This is a genomic window from Streptomyces cavernicola (genome assembly GCF_029968035.1).
GTDB lineage: Bacteria > Actinomycetota > Actinomycetes > Streptomycetales > Streptomycetaceae > Streptomyces > Streptomyces cavernicola.
On the sequence record NZ_JASCIQ010000004.1, the window covers coordinates 268,941 to 286,178 of the forward strand.

At 70.3% G+C, this 17,238-nt stretch carries 13 protein-coding genes; 10 read left to right on the forward strand and 3 right to left on the reverse strand.

Annotated features, from left to right (window positions below; translation table 11 throughout):
* Nucleotides 1–26: 26 nt before the first annotated feature.
* From uxaC to gndA, 4 genes are all read left to right on the forward strand, one after another.
* Nucleotides 27–1,448 carry a glucuronate isomerase gene (uxaC, locus tag QIS96_RS06130; protein WP_282541343.1) on the forward strand — a complete coding sequence of 474 codons (1,422 nt, stop codon included), beginning with the start codon at nt 27–29 and terminating at the stop codon, nt 1,446–1,448.
* Nucleotides 1,445–2,854: a mannitol dehydrogenase family protein gene (locus QIS96_RS06135; RefSeq protein ID WP_282541344.1), complete on the forward strand. Its 1,410-nt coding sequence runs from the start codon at nt 1,445–1,447 to the stop codon at nt 2,852–2,854. The genes uxaC and QIS96_RS06135 overlap by 4 nt, the downstream gene beginning before the upstream one ends.
* Nucleotides 2,851–4,380: a gluconokinase gene (locus tag QIS96_RS06140; protein WP_282541345.1), complete on the forward strand. Its 1,530-nt coding sequence runs from the start codon at nt 2,851–2,853 to the stop codon at nt 4,378–4,380. Before QIS96_RS06135 ends, QIS96_RS06140 begins: the two co-directional genes overlap by 4 nt.
* Before the next feature lie 91 nt (nt 4,381–4,471).
* Nucleotides 4,472–5,911, forward strand: coding sequence for an NADP-dependent phosphogluconate dehydrogenase (gene gndA / locus QIS96_RS06145; RefSeq protein ID WP_282541346.1), 1,440 nt, complete (start codon nt 4,472–4,474; stop codon nt 5,909–5,911).
* Nucleotides 5,912–6,129: 218 nt separating this feature from the next.
* Here the strand turns inward: gndA and QIS96_RS06150 are convergent, their stop codons facing one another.
* The 3 genes from QIS96_RS06150 to QIS96_RS06160 all read right to left on the reverse strand — a co-directional run bounded on the left by QIS96_RS06150 (nt 6,130) and on the right by QIS96_RS06160 (nt 9,709).
* Nucleotides 6,130–7,155 (reverse strand): L-idonate 5-dehydrogenase, encoded by a 1,026-nt coding sequence (locus QIS96_RS06150; protein ID WP_282541347.1) that lies wholly within the window; start codon nt 7,153–7,155, stop codon nt 6,130–6,132.
* 19 nt (nt 7,156–7,174) lie between these two features.
* A complete protein-coding gene (locus QIS96_RS06155) occupies nt 7,175–8,569 on the reverse strand; it encodes an Nramp family divalent metal transporter (protein WP_282541348.1) in 1,395 nt (464 codons plus the stop codon).
* Between the two features lie 216 nt (nt 8,570–8,785).
* Nucleotides 8,786–9,709, reverse strand: a complete 924-nt coding sequence (locus tag QIS96_RS06160) for an AEC family transporter (RefSeq protein ID WP_282541349.1) — start codon at nt 9,707–9,709, stop codon at nt 8,786–8,788.
* Between the two features lie 384 nt (nt 9,710–10,093).
* Between QIS96_RS06160 and QIS96_RS06165 the strand changes: the two genes are divergently transcribed.
* The 6 genes from QIS96_RS06165 to larB all read left to right on the forward strand — a co-directional run bounded on the left by QIS96_RS06165 (nt 10,094) and on the right by larB (nt 17,101).
* Complete coding sequence (locus tag QIS96_RS06165) at nt 10,094–12,208, forward strand: glycoside hydrolase family 3 protein (protein WP_282541350.1); 2,115 nt, start codon at nt 10,094–10,096, stop codon at nt 12,206–12,208.
* Between the two features lie 315 nt (nt 12,209–12,523).
* The gene (locus QIS96_RS06170) at nt 12,524–13,543 is read left to right on the forward strand and encodes a TRAP transporter substrate-binding protein (RefSeq protein ID WP_282541351.1); all 1,020 of its coding nucleotides are present in this window, start codon (nt 12,524–12,526) and stop codon (nt 13,541–13,543) included.
* Nucleotides 13,544–13,577: 34 nt separating this feature from the next.
* The gene (locus tag QIS96_RS06175; RefSeq protein WP_282541352.1) at nt 13,578–14,084 is read left to right on the forward strand and encodes a TRAP transporter small permease; all 507 of its coding nucleotides are present in this window, start codon (nt 13,578–13,580) and stop codon (nt 14,082–14,084) included.
* A gap of 9 nt (nt 14,085–14,093) precedes the next feature.
* Complete coding sequence (locus tag QIS96_RS06180; RefSeq protein ID WP_282541353.1) at nt 14,094–15,407, forward strand: TRAP transporter large permease; 1,314 nt, start codon at nt 14,094–14,096, stop codon at nt 15,405–15,407.
* Nucleotides 15,408–15,557: 150 nt separating this feature from the next.
* Entirely contained in the window at nt 15,558–16,424 is an 867-nt protein-coding gene (gene larE, locus QIS96_RS06185) for an ATP-dependent sacrificial sulfur transferase LarE (protein ID WP_282541354.1), read from the forward strand.
* Entirely contained in the window at nt 16,421–17,101 is a 681-nt protein-coding gene (gene larB / locus QIS96_RS06190; protein WP_282541355.1) for a nickel pincer cofactor biosynthesis protein LarB, read from the forward strand. Before larE ends, larB begins: the two co-directional genes overlap by 4 nt.
* The last annotated feature ends 137 nt before the right edge of the window (nt 17,102–17,238 follow it).

Genomic DNA, 17,238 nt, shown 5'->3' on the forward strand with positions numbered 1-17,238 from the left:
CTTCCGGCATGCCGAGACTCCTGGGTATGCCGCGTTCCACATCTCCTCTGCAGCCGCACCCCGACCGTCTCTTCCCTGCCGACCCGGGCGTGCGCGCCATTGCGCGGCGGTTGTACGAAGCCGTGCGCGAGCTGCCGATCATCTCGCCGCACGGGCACGTCGATCCCCGGCTGCTGCTGACCGACGAGCCGTTCCGCGATCCGGCGAGCCTGCTCGTCACCCCGGACCACTACGTGACCCGGATGCTGCACGCGAGCGGGGTACCGCTGGCCGAGCTGGGCGTGGGCCGAGGCCCGCTGCCGGAGCCGGAGGCCCGTGTGGCCTGGCGCCACCTGTGCGCCAACTGGGCCGCCTTCCGCGGCACTCCGGTCCGCTACTGGTTCGACGCCGAGCTGTCGGAGATCTTCGGCATCACCGAGCGGCCCGACGCCGGCAACGCCGACCGCCTGTACGACCAGATCGCCGAGCAGCTCACGCAGGACAAGTTCCGGCCGCGCGCGCTCTTCCAGCAGTTCGGCATCGAGGTGCTGGCCACCACGGACGACCCGTGCGACGACCTGAGCGCACACCGTGCGCTGGCCGACGACCCCTCCTGGAGCGCCCGCGTCATCCCGACCTTCCGCCCGGACCGGTATCTGGAGCCGGCCCAGGCGGGCTGGCGGGACGCCGTCACCCGGCTCGGCGAGGTCTCCGGCGTGGACACCGGTACCTATGTGGGCTTTCTCTGCGCTCTGGAGGCACGCCGACGGCACTTCGTCGAGCACGGCGCCACCTCCGCCGACCACAGCCACCTCGATGTGCGCGCCGAGCCGCTGCCCGCCGACGAGGCCCAGCGGATCTACGCGGCCGCGCTGGCCGGCACCGCGACCGCTGCCGAGGCCACGGCGTTCCGGCGCAACATGCTGTTCGAGATGGCACGGATGTCCACCGAGGACGGCCTTGTGATGACGCTCCACCCGGCGGTGCACCGCAACCATCACACGCCGACCTACGAACGTTTCGGGGCGGACACCGGCCACGACATCCCGGTCCAGGTGGAGTTCACGCAGGCCCTGCAGCCGATGCTCACCGCCTTCGGCACGCACCCGGGCTTCCGACTGGTGCTGTTCACCCTCGACGAGACGGTGTTCTCCCGCGAGATCGCACCTCTGGCCGGCTTCTACCCGTCGGTGTACGCGGGCGCCCCCTGGTGGTTCCTGGACGCGCCGGACGCGATCCGCAGGTACCGCAGGGCCGTCACGGAGACCGCCGGGTTCTCCCGTACGTCCGGATTCATCGACGACACCCGCGCGTTCTGCTCGATCCCGGCCCGGCACGACATGTCACGCCGACTCGACAGCGGCGTGCTGGCAGAGCTCGTCGCCGAGCACCGCCTGGACGAGGACGAGGCGTTGGAGACCGCCGTCGCCCTCGTCGCCGACAATCCGCGAAAGGCCTTCAAGCTGTGAGCGCCACCTCGTCCGTGGTCCGCCGCCTCTCCCGCGCGACGCACGACGGCCGGCCCACGGCCCCGGTCCGCGTTCTGCACATGGGTCTGGGCAATTTCTTCCGCGCACATCAGGCCTGGTACACCGACCGGGCGCCGGACAGCGCGGAGTGGGGCATCGCGGCCTTCACCGGCCGCCGCCCCCATGCCGCCCAGGCCCTCGGCGCACAGGACGGTCTCTACTCCCTGATCACTCGCGGACCGGACGGCGACCGCTTCGACGTTCCGGCGGCGCTGTCCGCCGTCCACCCGGGGGGCGACCACGCGGCATGGCTCGGCTACTGGCGGCAGGAAGCGCTCGCGGTAGTCACCCTGACCGTCACGGAAGCGGGTTACACCCGTGGCGCGGATGGCTCCCTGGCCGTCGACCGCGATGACGTACGTGCCGACATCCACGCACTGAGCGAGGACCCCGACGCACCCGTCCGCACCGCCGTCGGCAAGCTGGTGGCCGGTCTGGAGGCGCGCCGCGCCGCCGGGCTCGGCCCGGTCGCCCTGGTGCCCTGCGACAACCTGCCGGGCAACGGCGCGGTGCTGGAGCGGCTCGTGCGCGAGCTGGCGGAACGGACAGGCCGCCCCGAACCGGTCGAGGCCGCGGACAAGGGGGCCGCGTACGTCACCACCATGGTCGACCGCATCACCCCGGCCACGAGCGACGAGCATCGCGCCGCCGTGCTGGCCCACACCGGACTCGTGGACTCGTCCCCCGTGGTCACCGAACCGTTCAGCGAGTGGGTGATCAGCGGCGAATTCCCCGCCGGACGCCCCCGCTGGGAGGACTCCGGCGCGACGTTCACCGATGACGTGACGCCGTATGAGGAACGCAAGTTGTGGCTGCTCAACGGCGCCCACTCGCTGCTGGCCTACGCGGCCACGCTGCGTGGCCACGAGACGGTCGCCGAGGCCGTCGCCGACCCTGTCTGCCACGAGTGGCTGGAGGAGTGGTGGAACGCGGCCTGTCTCCATCTCACGCTGCCGCAGGAGGAGTTGGACGCCTACCGGGCCGCGCTCCTTGAGCGGTTCGGCAACCCCCGGATCAGGCATGCGCTCGCACAGATCGCCGCCGACGGTTCGCAGAAGCTGCCCGTCCGCATCCTCCCGGCGCTGCGCCGGGAGCGTGCGCGCGGTGCGCTTCCGCTGGGTGCGACGCGGGTGCTCGCCGCCTGGGTGTGCCACCTCCGGGGCTTGGGCGCACCGGTGCAGGACGCCGCCGGAGCTGCGCTGCCGCGGATCGACGGCTCGCTCCCCGACGCCGTGCGCGCCGTGCTCGGCCACCTCGATCCGGCACTCGCCGCCGACGTTCCCGTGGTGGAGGCAGTTCTGGCGCAGGCCGCCGAGCTGAGCGGTGAGGAGCTGACCGCGTCATGACGGCCTCCGCGCCGGACCGCTCCCCCGGCGAGGTCGTCATCGGGCTCGACGTGGGTACGACCGCGGTCAAGGCGGTGGCGTTCGGTGTGGGGTCCGCGTGGCGTCGTACCGCCGTCCGCGAGTACCCGCTGCTCACTCCGCGGCGCGGCCGGCAGGTGCAGGACCCGGACACGATCGCCGCCGCGGTCTTCTCCGCCCTCCGCGCGTGTGCCGAGCAGTGCGCCGGCTCGCGTCTCCTCGCCGTCTCCGTCAGCGCGGCGATGCACGGCCTGATCGGTCTGGACGCCGGTCACAAGCCGCTCACCCCGCTGGTGACCTGGGCGGACGACCGTGCGCGCGGGGAGGCCGCGGAGCTGCGGGCCGCCGGACGCGCCGCCGCGCTGCACCGTGCCACGGGCGCTCCGGTGCATCCGATGACACCGCTGACCAAGCTGATGTGGTTCCACCGGGCGGAGCCGGAGCTGTGTGCCGAGGTGCGCTGGTGGGTGGGGCTCAAGGACTACGTGCTGTGGCTCCTGACGGGCTCCTTGGTCACCGAGCTGTCCTCGGCGTCCGGCACCGGCCTTCTGGACCTCTCCACCCGGACCTGGCATCCGGCGGCAGTGGACCTTGCGGGTGTCGCACCGGGGCAGTTGCCGGACGTCCTGCCGACCACGTCCCTGCTGCCGCTGTCCGCCGCGGCGGCCGGGGAGAGCGGCCTGCCGTCCGGCACCCCGGTGTGTGTGGGCGCCGCCGACGGGCCGCTGGGAAACCTCGGTTCGCAGGCGATGGAACCCGGCACCGTGGGCCTGTCCCTGGGCACCAGCGGCGCGGTCCGCGCCATCGTGCCCGAGCCGTTCGTCGCTCCGGGCGGCAGGCTGTTCTGCTACGCGCTCACCGACACCGCATGGGCAGTCGGCGGCGCGGTCAGCAACGGCAGCGTGGTGATGCGCTGGGCGGGCCGTACGTTCGGCGACGGATCCGGTGACGACGCGCTGTCCGACGAGGCCGTTCTCGCGCTCGCCGCGAGCGTGCCGGCCGGCTGCGACGGCCTGGTGATGCTGCCGTACCTCCTCGCGGAGCGGGCCCCGCTGTGGGACCCCGATGTGCCCGGCGCTTACCTCGGAGTGCGGCACTCGCACACCCGCGGCCATTTCGTACGGGCCGCCATGGAGGGGGTGGCCCTGCAACTGTCCACCGTCGTCGACGAGTTGGATCGCATCGAGCCGGTCAAGGCCGTGCAGGTCACCGGCGGCGCGTTCCGCTCGCCGCTGTGGACTTCGGTGATCGCCGCCGTGCTCGACCGGCCTGTCCACCTGGTCGCCGACGCCGAGGGTTCGGCGCTGGGCGCCGCGGCGCTGGGTCTCCATGCGCTGGGCCGGGCCCCTCGCCTCGCAGACGCACCGGCGCTGCTTGGCGCTCCTGCGCCGGAGAACGGCGTTCCCGTCCCCGCCTCCCCGGCCGACACCGAGCTGTACCGCACCGTACGAGCCGCGATACCGCGACTGCTCTCCTCCTACACGGCCGTCGCGGACCTGTTCGCATAGCCGCCCGCCCCGGCCGTTCCGGCCTCCTGGGCGCGGCCCGGCCCGATCTCCTCCCGATCTCCTCCCGACCAATCGATTGGATGCAGTCACCATGCCCACCCATGCTGATGTAGGCGTGATCGGCCTGGCCGTGATGGGCCGTAACCTGGCCCGCAACTTCGCCCGTCACGGCTGCGCGGTAGCGCTGTACAACCGTTCCGAAGCCAAGACGCGTGCCCTGGTCGACGAGTTCGGGCACGAGGGAACCTTCGTCCCCACGGAGTCCCTGACCGCCTTCGTCACCGCCCTGGCGCGACCCCGCCGCCTGGTCATCATGGTCCAGGCCGGCGCGCCGACCGACACGGTGATCGAGCAGCTCACACCGCTGCTCGAGCCGGGCGATGTGATCATCGACGGCGGCAACGCGCACTTCGCCGACACCCGCCGCCGCGAGGCGGCTCTGCGCGAGCGGGGCATCGAGTTCATCGGCGCCGGCATCTCCGGCGGCGAGGAGGGCGCGTTGAACGGCCCATCGATCATGCCGGGCGGTACGGCCGCCGCGTACGAGAAGGTCGCACCGCTGCTGACCGCCGTCAGCGCACACGTCGACGGCACACCGTGCTGCACGCACGTGGGACCGGACGGCTCGGGCCACTTCGTGAAGATGGTGCACAACGGCATCGAGTACGCCGACATGCAGCTCATCGCTGAGGCGTACGACCTGCTGCGACGGGCCGGCGGTCAGGAGCCGGCCGCGCTCGCGGAGACCTTTCGCCGCTGGAACGGCGGCCGGCTCGCCTCCTACCTGATCGAGATCACCGCCGAGGTCCTCGGCCACACCGACGCCGACACGGGCGGGCCGCTGGTCGACGTGATCGCGGACCAGGCGGGCCAGAAGGGCACCGGCCGCTGGACCGTGCAGACCGCGCTCGACCTCGGCGTCCCGGTGTCCGGCATCGCCGAAGCGGTCTTCGCGCGCTCCCTCTCCGGCCACGCTCCGGTTCGAGCGGCAGCGCGGGCGCTGCCCGGCCCGACGCCGCAGGCACTCCCGCCCGAGGACGCCGCCCGGTTCACGGAGCAGGTGGAGCAGGCCCTGTACGCCTCGAAGGTCGTCTCGTACGCGCAGGGCTGGCACATGATCGCGGCCGCCGCGGAAGAACACGGCTGGGACATCGACCTCGGCCGGCTGGCGACGATCTGGCGCGGCGGCTGCATCATCCGCGCCGACTTCCTGAACCGCATTCGCGCCGCATACGCCGCGGACCCGCGTCTGCCGTCACTGCTCGCCGACGAGGAATTCGCCAAGGAGCTGGGCGCCGCGCAAGACGCCTGGCGCGAGGTGATCGCCACCGCCGCCCGGCTCGGCATCCCCACCCCCGGCTTCTGCGCCGCGCTGGCTTACTACGACGCACTGCGCGGCGGCACCCTGCCGACAGCGTTGGTTCAGGCACAGCGGGACTATTTCGGAGCGCACACCTACCGCCGCACGGACCGGGAAGGCAGCTTCCACACCCGGTGGGGCGCCGACCGCTCCGAAGAACGGATCGGGTGACGCTCCGCGTTCCGCGTTCCGCATTCCAGGTGGGATTCCACCAGTGACCGGACGCATCCGGGTGCCCCGCAGACGTCCTGCGCCCTGCGGGGCACGAACTCTCCGGCGGCCTGGCTGCTCGGCGGGACCTGCACGCAGCGGATCAACTCGCCGAGGACGCCGTGGCCTTGGCCGGGAATCCGCTCGCAAGCGAAGGTCCCCTGTCGGCCACCGGGCGCTCAGGCCAGCCGGAGCATGACCTTGCTGGAGCCGGAGTCGCGGTCCGCGGCCACCGCGAACGCCTCCTGCGCGTCGTCGAGCGCGAAGCGGTGGGTCATCAGCGGAGAGACGTCCACACCGGATTCCATGAGCGTGATCGCGTCAGTGATCTCGTCGACGAACCGGTAGGAACCGCGGTAGTCGATCTCCCTCGTCACGATGTTGCCCAGCTCGGCGGCGACTTCACCGGCGGGGAGGTTGCCGACCTGGACGAGCACGCCGCCACGGCGCACCGCGGAGATCACACCGCCGAGGGCCCGTGCGGCGCCGGAGGCCTCGATCGCCACCTCGACATCGGCGGGCAGCGGCTCTCCGCCGGCCAGGGAGATCAGGGCGTCCGCGCCCATGGCACGGGCGACCTGCAGTGCGTTCGCGGACGGGTCCGCCGCGTGGACCCGGCCGGCGCCCGCCGCCTTGGCGGCCGCGACGGCGAGTGCCCCGATGGGGCCGCAGCCGTTGACGAGGACCGTGCGCCCGGAGACGTCACCGGCACGTCGCACCGCGTGGATCGCCACCCCGAACGGCTCCGCGAGGGCTCCCTCCTTGGTGCTCACCCGGTCGGGCAGCGGCCGCAACTGCTCGGGGCGTACGGCCCGCAACGAGCTGAATCCGCCCGGCTCATGGGGCTGGAAGGCGGCGGACCCGAAGTAGCGCACCTCGGGCCACAGGTTGGTCCGGCCGGCGTTCTCCTCGGGCATGGTGTGGTCGCCGACCAGGGTCGCGGGGTGCACCGTCACGCGCTGCCCCACCTCCACCCCGCTGACCCGCGATCCCACCTCGACGATGTGCCCGGCCACCTCGTGCCCGAGGATCAGCGGGTCCTTCAGCACGGCGGTGCCTGAGGTGCCGGTCTTCCAGTACGCCGTGTCGGAACCGCAGATGCCGCCCCACTCCATGGCGACGATCACCTGGTCCGGCCGGCACTCGGGGTCCGGTACGTCCTCGACCCGCAGGTCCTTCGCAGCGTGGACCACGACAGCGCGCATGTGGGTGTTCTCCTCTTGCTCAGATGTCCGTCAGGCCGATGAAGCCGACCGCGAAGATCGCGACGGCCGATATCACCAGCAGAACCGTGAACGGCTTCCCGTCCTTGACCCGTGGGTCCGTCTCGGTGCGCGACAGGTGGAGAGTCGCGACGGCCACGCCCATGAGGAAGAGGGAGTTCAGGATCCCGGCGATGACGACGAGGGTCAACGGCGCCTGGACAGCGACGGCGAGCAGGCCCCAGGTGATGGGCAGCACGACCATGATCACCCGCATCCACCGGTCCCGCCGGCGCATGTCGGTCCAGTCGAAGGCGCCGAACACCGCCAGGGTGTTGCCCACCTGGCGGCCGAGGCTGGGCACGTTGGCGATGATCGTCTTGAACAGCGCCACCCCCGCCCCGACGAGGAACACCGTGCCGCCCCACTGGCCGACCGTCGAGGTGAAGATGCTGGAGATGACCCCCATCACCTCGGGCCCCTCGGGGCGCAGTTCGGGCTGCGGGTGCAGCACCGCCGCACCGAGCATGTAGAGCGCCGCGGTGGAGACGGTGTAGACGACCCAGGCGACCCAGGCGTCCAGCTTCATCACCCGGATCCACCCACGCGCACGCCGCACCCAGGCCTCGGACCCGTCGTTCGGGCCCGCCCACGCGGCGTACCCCTTCTCCACACACCAGTAGGTGTAGGCGGTGATCTCCCCGGCGCCGACCCCCGTCATCCCGAACATCGACAGGGCCACCCCCATCGAGCCGGCGGAAACCTGGAACCGCAGCCCGTCGCTGACGTCCGCCACGCTCCACTGGAACTCGGTGAACTGGACGAGGAACACCATGACGACCGCGAACGCGGTGACGAGGACGACCAGCACCGTGGAGATCGACTCCACGAGCTTGTACCGGTTCACCACATGGATGGCGATCGCGATCACCACGAGAATGAGAACCCAGACCGCGATCGAGGTCGTGGAGAACGGATCGCCCCCGATCGGCAGCAGCGTGGAGAACGCCAGCGCGCCGGCGCCGATCACGCCGGCCTGCCCGATGAGGAACTGCAGGAACATCAGCAGCACCAGCCAGGCCATCCAGCCGCGACCGGCGATCTTCGGTGGGACCTGGTTGTATCCGGTGATCGCGGCCTTGCCGGTCGAGATGGACCAGCGCGCCAGCTCCACCTGCACCCACACCTTGACGAAGGTGGAGACGAAGACGAGCCAGAACAGCATGAAGCCGACCTCGGCTCCCAGCGTGGTGGCCGTGAGCAGCTCACCGGACCCGACGACCGCCGCGCTGGTGATCATGCCGGGCCCGAGGAAGCGCAGTCCGCCTCGCCAGCCCTTCGGAGGCTCCTTGACCATGGCCGGGTCGAGGACGTACGGGTCCTTCTCCTGGTCGACCGTCATCGTCCCGTCGGCCATCTCTGCTCCCTTGCTGCCACAGCGTGCCCGGCCCGTACTGTCACAGCGCGGCGCATGCTGCCCTCGAACGGCGCCGACTTGCCTCGGAACACTGCCGACTCATCAGCAGGCGAGGCCGCGCCGGGAGGATTACCGCACCTCTCGGCCGGTTTCAGCAATCGGTTGCCATAAGTTGCCCTCGCCGGGCACGGTTCCCCTGCGTACGCGTCGTGCTCCTCACGCCAGGAGGGTCGCGACGGCGAAGAGTGCGGGCACGGAGAGGACCGTGGAGAGGAAGACGCAGTCGCGGGCCGGTACGACGTCGACGCCGTAACGGCTCGCGTGCACGAACACGTTCTGAGCCGTGGGCAGGGCGGCGATCACCGTCACCGCGAGGACCGTCGCCTCGTCCAGGCCGAGCGCGTAGCGGGCCAGCAGGAACGTCACGAGAGGCTGCACGGCGAGCTTCAGGAACACGGTGAGTCCCGTCCGCGCCAGGCGTCCGCCCTTGCCCGGCAGCGGGCCGAAGCGGAGCGAGAGTCCATAGGCGAGCAGCATCGCCGGGATCGCCATACCGCCGATGAGCTCCAGGGGGTCCCGTACCGGCGCGGGAAGCCGCACGTCCGTGAGGGCCAGCAGCACCCCTACGAGCGAGCCGATCAGCAACGGGTTCGTGAAGGGGGTCGTCACGACCGTGCGCCAGGTCCGCGGCCGGTCACCGGTGCTGAGGTCCAGCACCGTGAGCCCGACGGGCTGGAGCAGCAGGAGCTGGGTGAGGAGCATCGGCGCCACCAGTGAGGCGTCGCCGAGTACGTAACCGGCAATGGGCAGGCCGAGGTTGCCCGCGTTGGCATAGGCGGCGCAGAAGGCGCCGATCGTCGTCTCCGCCGCCGAGCTCTTCCACACGTACCGGGACGCCGCGATCTGCAGGCCGGCGGCGATCGCGACGCCCCCGAGGGACGCGGGAAGCCCTGCCGAGAGGACGGTGGAGATATCCGTTTCGCCCAGCACGGTGACCATGAGCGCCGGGTTCGCCACGTAGAACGCGAGCCGCGAGAGCAGGCGTTGGGCCTGCACGTCGAGGACGCCGAAGTGCCCCAGCGCCACGCCCAGGACGATGATGGCTCCGATCGTGCTGAAGCCGGTGAGTATTCCGCTCATCCTTCCCTCTCGACAGCCGGCCGACGGCCGGCGACCTCCGGGATCATCTCAACATCCCCGCAGCTGCCCTCACCCGCCCGAGGCCCACGGCAGGGCGGGCATCCCCATGGCTGCCTGAGAGCCTCCCGCACCGCGGAAAATCCACGCCGAGCCCCCCGGAAAGCACGGCAACTCCTGGCAACTGATTGAGGCCTCGCGCGGACTCCTGGATGGTTAACGCCGCGGAGATTCCGGCTTGAATTCTGCAGAGCTTTTTCATGCCCTGACATTCAGGAACCATCCGGCCGAAACATTTCCGACATTCAGCCATTCTCTGTTCAAGGGAGTACGCAGATGGCCCCAGGCGCCCGGCCCTTCCGAAAAAGAACGGCCACTACGCTCGCGGTGGTCCCGCTGACCTTGGCGCTTCTCGGCACCGCCACCGCGGCACCGGGGGACAGCTCGCCGACCGGCGCCGCGGCAGCCGGCCCCGCCGGTTCGCCCGAGGTCGAGTCACGGGTGAAGGACATCATCGAGACCGGAGGCCTGCGCTTCCGGGACCTCAACGACAACGCCCGTCTGGACCCGTACGAGAACTGGCGCCTGCCCACCACGACGCGTGCGGCCGACCTCCTCTCCCGGATGACCCTCCAGGAGAAGGCCGGCATGATGCTGATCTCCTCGCACTACATGGGCACCAGCGACAACTGCGGCGACGGCGGAGGGACCGCGCTGCTGTGCGAACACGACCGGTGGGAGGAGACCAACTCCTGGGACGGCAAGCCCTACGACAAGCCGGTGCTGTCCGCCTCGGGGGCCACGAAGGGCATCGGCGAGCGCCATCTGCGGCACCTGATCGTCCGGGACGATCGGGAGGCGAAGGATCTGGCCCGCTGGACCAACGCCCTCCAGGAAATCGCGGAGGGCAGCCGGCTGGGCATCCCCGTGGTGATGGCCTCCAATCCGCGCAACCACCTCAACTCCGACCGGACCTTCGGCGTTTCCGAGGCCGGCGGCAAGTTCTCGACCTGGCCGGGCGAGCTCGGCCTGGCGGCGACCCGCGATCCCGGCCTGGTCCGGGAGTTCAGCCGGATCGCGGCCCGGGAGTGGCGCGCGGCGGGCATCCACAAGGGCTACATGTACATGGCGGACACCGCCACCGAGCCGCGCTGGACCCGGGCGAGCGACACCTTCGGCGAGGAGCCGCAGCTCGCAGCGGACATGATCAAGTCGATCGTCGAGGGCTTCCAGGGCGATGAACTCTCCGCCGAGAGCGTCTCACTGACCACCAAACACTTCCCCGGCGGCGGCGCCCGCGAGGACGGCCGGGACCCGCATTTCTCCTGGGGTAAATTCCAGCCGTATCCGAACGAGGGCAGCCTGCAGCGCTATCATCTTCCGCCTTTCCAGGCCGCCGTCGATGCCGGCACGACCTCGATCATGCCGTACTATTCCGCACCCCGGAACGAGGGCAGTGCACCGCAGCTGCCGAAAAAGCTGTGGCAATCCGAGGATCAGCAATTCGAAGAAGTCGGATTCGCCTACAACGGTGCATTTCTTCAGGGACTGCTCCGCGACGAAATGGGTTTCCAGGGCTACGTCAACAGCGATACGGGAATCACCACCGCCCAGCCCTGGGGCGTGGAGGAACTGAGCTCCACCGAGCGCTACGCCAAGGCGATCAAGGCGGGTACCAATATCTTCTCCGGTGAAGCGGACCCGAAGGACCTGATCCGGGCGGTCGAGGAGGGCCTGGTGAAGGAGTCCGAGATCGACCGGTCGGTGAGCTTCCTCCTCACCGAGATGTTCGACCTCGGCCTGTTCGAGGACCCGTACAACGATCCCCGGCGCGCCCAGACGATCGCCGACGACCCGGCATCCCAGGCCAAGGCCGACGCGGCGCACCGGAAGTCCGTCGCGATGCTGCGCAACGAAGGGCAGGCGCTGCCCCTCACCGACCAGGACACCGAGGACGTCCGCCTCTACGTCGAGGTGTTCACCCGGGACGACGCCGCCGAGCAGACCGCCGGCCTGGCCAAGCGCATCGCCGAGCACGACCCGTCGATCACCCTGGTCGACCGGCCCGAGGAGGCCACCCACGCCTTCCTCTGGGCACGGCCGAACCTGAACCTCCGTGACGACACCGAGACCAGCCGGCTCTCCGTCGAACTCGACGAGAAGACGGGCATCGACGTGGCCCGGATCCGGCAGATCCAGGAGGAGGTCGACACCAACATCGTCGGCATCAACATGACCAACCCCTGGCTGGTCGGAGAGATCGACCAGGACGCCGACGCGACGCTCGCCACGTTCGACGTCACCCCCGAGGCGGTCGTCGACGTCATTCGGGGCAGGACCGACCCCACCGGCAAACTGCCGGTCACCGTCCCGGCTTCCCTCGACGCCGTGGACGGCAACGCACCGGATGTCCCGGGCTACGACGAGGGCCCCGGCTACGCCTATGTGAACGGCTCCGGCGACGCCTACACCTTCGGCTTCGGCCTCGGCTACCGCCGCTGAGCCGCCGCCGCCCGCACCGGGCCCACCGGTCTCCGCACGTGCCGGGACCGGTGGGCCCGGTGCGCGCACCCACACGTGACACAGCAACATCTGGCAACCGATTGCCACCGCCGCACCGACCTGGATGAATACATGGCGACATCCACGCAGCCATGGCGTTTACGAGCCACGCGGCGAGATGCGTCCCGGATCCCGGCACAACTGCCCGGCTCTGCTGTGCCCGCCCCTGCTCCTCCAGGGTCGGGCGCAGGAGAGCCGGGAGGCGAAGGGCGGCCGGGAGCTCAATGACGAGCGTGACGAGCGAAGAGGGAGCACATGAACAGGACGACCCTTTCGGTCGCGGCCGCGAGCAGCGCCATGGCGCTGCTGGCCGGGTGCGGAGCCTCCGGCGGCGGGGGTGAGGGCGGCGCCGGTGCCGGCAGGGGAACCACCCTGCGGCTGGCGCTGAACCAGTCCGAGGACCACCCCTCGTTCGTGGCGCTCGACCACTTCGCGGACCGGCTCACCGAGTCCACCGACGGCCGGTGGAACATCGAGGTCTTCCCCAACGAGAACCTCGGGGCCCAGCAGGAGGCGCTCCAGCTGACCAGCGACGGCAGCGTCGACCTCGCGATCGTCTCCGGGACCCAACTGGAGGACCTCAACAAGGACTTCGTCGCCTTCAACCTGCCCCACGTCTTCGACTCCGTCGACCACCAGATGAAGGTCATCAACGACAAGAAGATCGTGGGCGGGCTGTACTCCTCGCTCGAGGACCGGAACGACCTCACCGTGCTCGGCGGGTTCACCCAGGGCACCCGCAGCATCTACGCGGACAAGCCGGTCACCAAGCCGGCCGACCTCGCCGGCATGAAGGTCCGGGTGCAGGAGAGCAAGGTGCACATCCGGATGATCGAGCTGATGGGCGGCGCCGCGACGCCGATGTCCTACGGCGAGGTCTACACGGCCCTGCAGTCCGGCGTCCTCGACGGCGCCGAGAACAACGAGGTCTCGTATGTGACGCAGAAGCACTTCGAGGTCGCCAAGCACTGGTCCAGGACCGACCACCTCGTCGGCCTCGACTATCTGGTCGGGAACACCGGCCGGCTGGAGTCGATGTCCGACCGTGACAGGGCCGCGTTCGACAGGGAGTGGGCCGCGGCGATGAAGGAATTCACCAGGCTCTGGAAGACCGAGACCGCACAGGCCGTCGCCGACGCCAAGAGCGCGGGAGTGCAGTTCCACGACGTCGACGAGAAGGCGTTCCGTAAGGCCCTCGCTCCGCTCACCGACGAGGCGCTGACCACCGAGACCGCCCGAGAGGTGTACGAGGCGAGCCGGAGGGCCGCCGGATGAACCGACGAACAGCCAGGAAGGCGAAGGGCCCGACATGCTCGCAGTGAAGAAGTTTCTGGACCGAGTGCTCGCCGCGGCCTGTGTGGCGCTCTTCGCGGTCCTCGTCCTCACGGTGTCGTGGCAGGTCTTCAGCAGGCAGGTGCTCAACGCTCCCAGCAACTGGTCGGAGCAGCTCGCCAAGTACGTGTTCGTATGGCTCGGCATGTTCGGGGCCGCTCTCGTCTTCTCCGAGCGTGGACACATCGCGGTCGACTTCCTCATCCGCAAATGCCCCGCCGGCGTGCAGCGGGGAGCCGCGGTCGTCGTGCAGCTCGCGGTCATCGCCTTCGCCGCACTCGCGCTGATCTGGGGCGGATCCAGGATGGTGCTGCTGACCTGGGACCAGAACCTCACGGTGCTTCCCACCCAGGTGGGCCCGCTCCACCTGGTCATGCCCGTCACCGGCGTGATCATCACGCTGTACGCGGTGTACCACCTGGTCTCGGTACTGCGCGGCGAGGAAGCCGCGATCGAGACCGACGATTCGACCGAAGCGATCTGAGGGGCAGTGATGGATCCAGCCACGCTCGCAGGGCTCATCCTGCTGGTCGGAATCGCCGGCCTGATACTTCTGAGCGTCCCGATCGCCGTCGCCGTCGGGCTCTCCGCCACCGTTGCCACCATCGCCGTGCTGGGCCTCGACAACGCCGTCCTGGTGTCGTCCCAGCAGATCTTCACCGGCACCAACTCGTTCAGCCTGCTGGCCATTCCGTTCTTCGTCCTGGCCGGCGTGCTGATGAACAACGGCGGCATCGCCGCCCGGCTCGTCGACGCGGCCAAGGTCCTCGTGGGACGGGCGCCGGGGTCGCTTGCCCAGACCAACGTCGTCGCCAACGCACTGTTCGGCTCGGTGAGCGGCGCCGCCGTGGCCTCCGCAGCGGCCGTCGGGGGTGTCATGGGCCCGAGGCAGCGGGCCGAGGGCTACGATCCCGCGTTCGCGGCCTCCGTCAACGCGGCCTCCGCCCCGGCGGGAATGCTGATCCCGCCGAGCAACACGTTCATCGTCTACTCGCTGGTGAGCGGCAGTTCCATCGCCGCTCTGTTCATGGCCGGCTACGGGCCGGGCCTGCTGTGGACACTGGCCTGCATGGTGATCGTGTACGCGCGCTCCCGCAGGCGGCCCGAACTCAAGGGTTCGGGTGGCGTGACGCTCCGACAGGCGGCCGGAGTCGTCTGGAAGGCCGTGCCGTCCCTCCTGATGATCCTCATCGTCATCGGCGGCATCCTGGCCGGCTTCTTCACCCCGACCGAGTCGGCGGCGATCGCGGTTCTCTACTGTCTGGTGCTCGGCTTCGCGTACCGGAACATCAAGGTCGGGCATCTCCCGGGCATCCTGCTGAACGCGACCAGGACGACAGCGATCGTGATGATCCTGGTCGGTGTCTCCTCGGTGATGTCGTGGGTGATGTCCTTCACCGGGATCCCGGGGCTGGTCTCGGACGCGCTGCTGGGAATGAGCGACAACCCCACCGTCATCCTCGTTCTGATGATGCTCATCCTGCTGGTGGTGGGAACCTTCATGGACCCGACACCGGCGATCCTGATCTTCACTCCGATCTTCCTGCCGATCGTGCAGGAGTTCGGGATCGACCCGGTTCACTTCGGCATGATGATCGTCTTCAACCTGTGCCTGGGCACGATCACGCCGCCGGTCGGCAATGTGCTCTTCATCGCGGCCAGAGTGGGGGAACAGCGCATCGAACCGGTCATCCGACAGCTGCTGCCGTTCTTCGCGGCGCTGGTCGTCGTGCTGTTCCTGGTGGTCTTCGTACCCGAGATATCGACGTGGCTGCCGACGGAACTCGGTCTGATCAAGGGCAGTTGAGGACGCCGCAAGCACCGCGCCGGCCGCCGGGGGATCCGGCAGCCGGCGCGACGACGGTCCCAGGCCCGGAGCCACCACGGTCCTGCTCGCACACCCGTTGCGAGCAGGACCACGCCCCGTCCACCCCCACCCGGAACACAGGAGACCGGCATGACAACCAGCGCATCACAACTCCTCACAGGCGCCGACGCCGAGGCGGCCGACCGCGTCGCCGCGGCCCTGCACGGCGCGGACCCGCTGGGCGTCGCCTTCTCCGGCGGGGTCGACTCCTCGCTGCTGCTCGCGCTGGCGGTCCGCGCCCTGGGGCCCGACCGCGTCGTGGCAGTGCTCGGGGTCTCCCCCAGCCTGGCCGCTGACGAGAGGGCGGCGGCCCACGACGTCGCCGCCTTCATCGGCGCCCGCGTACTGGAGGTCGCCACCCACGAGGGCGAGCAGGAGGCGTACCGCGCCAACGGCCCGGACCGCTGCTTCCACTGCAAGAACGAGCTGTTCACCCGGATCTCCGACGAGGTCGTCAGCACGCACGGACTCGCGGCCGTCGCCTACGGCGAGAACGCCGACGACGCGCTCCGCCCCGACCGCCCAGGCAGCCGGGCGGCGACCGAGCACCGTGTGCTGCGCCCGCTCGCCGACGCGGGCCTGGACAAGGCAGCGGTACGGCGCATCGCGCGCGCCCTGGAGCTCCCCTGCGCCGACAAGCCGGCCGCGCCCTGTCTGGCGTCGCGCATCCCGCACTTCGAGGAGGTCTCGCCGGAGAAGCTCGCCCAGGTCGAGCGGGCCGAGAAGGCACTGCGTGAACTGGGCTTCTCCGACTCACGGGTCCGCCATCACGGCGATGTCGCCCGCCTCGAACTGCCCGAGGCGGAGATCGCGCGTGCCGTCTCCGGCCCGACGCGCGAAGCGGTGCTCCGGGCTGTCAGGGCGGCCGGCTTCCGGATGGTCGCAGTCGACCTCGCGGGCATCCAGTCCGGCGCCTTCACCCTTCCCCTGGTCTCAGCCACCGGAGCCTCGAAATGACCGATGACCGTCAACCGTCGCGGATCCTCGCGGACTTCGCCGAACTCGACCACGACCGGGCCGAGCGGCGCGGCTATCCCGAGGCCGTGTACTGCGAGGGCAAGACGCCCGCCCAGGTCGGCGCCATCGCCGCAGCGGTACGCGACCGCGGCGCGCCCACCCTGTTCACCCGTGCCGCCGCCGACCATGCCAAGGCGGTGCTCGCCGAGGTCCCCGAAGCCCACTACGACCAGGAGGCCCGGCTGCTTGCCTGGCCGGCGGAGCCGCCCGAGCGCTCGGGCGGCCCGGTCGTGGTCGTCGCGGCCGGGACCTCGGACCTACCGGTGGCCAGGGAGGCGCTGCTGACAGCCACCTACCTGGGCCGGGCATGCGAGCTGGTCGTCGATGTGGGGGTGGCCGGGCTGCACCGGGTCCTGGGCCGCCTCGACCTGCTGCGCCGTGCCCGGGTGATCGTGGTCGTCGCGGGGATGGACGGCGCGCTGCCCAGCGTGGTGGCGGGTCTCGTCAGCGCCCCGGTGGTGGCCGTGCCCACCTCGGTCGGCTACGGCGCCGCGTTCGGTGGCATCGCCCCGCTGTTGTCCATGCTCAACGCCTGCTCGCCGGGCGTGGCGGTGGTCAACATCGACAACGGCTACGGAGGCGGTCATCTGGCCGCCCAGATCGCGGCCGTCGGCTGACCGTACGTCGAGGTGCCGGCCTTGAACACGCCTCCGAGCTGGGTGGTCCCCGCGACTTCATACTGATGGTCCGTAGCCGAGGACCCAGGCGGATTGGTTCCACACACCAATCCGCGGCCCCGCGGAGTCCGGATCAG

Bases quoted from the DNA above. Each gene is read 5' to 3' on its own strand.
- uxaC (WP_282541343.1), top strand. From the start codon at position 27: ATGCCGCGTTCCACATCTCCTCTGCAGCCGCACCCCGACCGTCTCTTC.
- QIS96_RS06140 (WP_282541345.1), top strand. From the start codon at position 2,851: ATGACGGCCTCCGCGCCGGACCGCTCCCCCGGCGAGGTCGTCATCGGG.
- gndA (WP_282541346.1), top strand. From the start codon at position 4,472: ATGCCCACCCATGCTGATGTAGGCGTGATCGGCCTGGCCGTGATGGGC.
- QIS96_RS06150 (WP_282541347.1), bottom strand. From the start codon at position 7,155: ATGCGCGCTGTCGTGGTCCACGCTGCGAAGGACCTGCGGGTCGAGGAC.
- QIS96_RS06155 (WP_282541348.1), bottom strand. From the start codon at position 8,569: ATGGCCGACGGGACGATGACGGTCGACCAGGAGAAGGACCCGTACGTC.
- QIS96_RS06160 (WP_282541349.1), bottom strand. From the start codon at position 9,709: ATGAGCGGAATACTCACCGGCTTCAGCACGATCGGAGCCATCATCGTC.
- QIS96_RS06170 (WP_282541351.1), top strand. From the start codon at position 12,524: ATGAACAGGACGACCCTTTCGGTCGCGGCCGCGAGCAGCGCCATGGCG.
- QIS96_RS06175 (WP_282541352.1), top strand. From the start codon at position 13,578: ATGCTCGCAGTGAAGAAGTTTCTGGACCGAGTGCTCGCCGCGGCCTGT.
- QIS96_RS06180 (WP_282541353.1), top strand. From the start codon at position 14,094: ATGGATCCAGCCACGCTCGCAGGGCTCATCCTGCTGGTCGGAATCGCC.
- larE (WP_282541354.1), top strand. From the start codon at position 15,558: ATGACAACCAGCGCATCACAACTCCTCACAGGCGCCGACGCCGAGGCG.
- larB (WP_282541355.1), top strand. From the start codon at position 16,421: ATGACCGATGACCGTCAACCGTCGCGGATCCTCGCGGACTTCGCCGAA.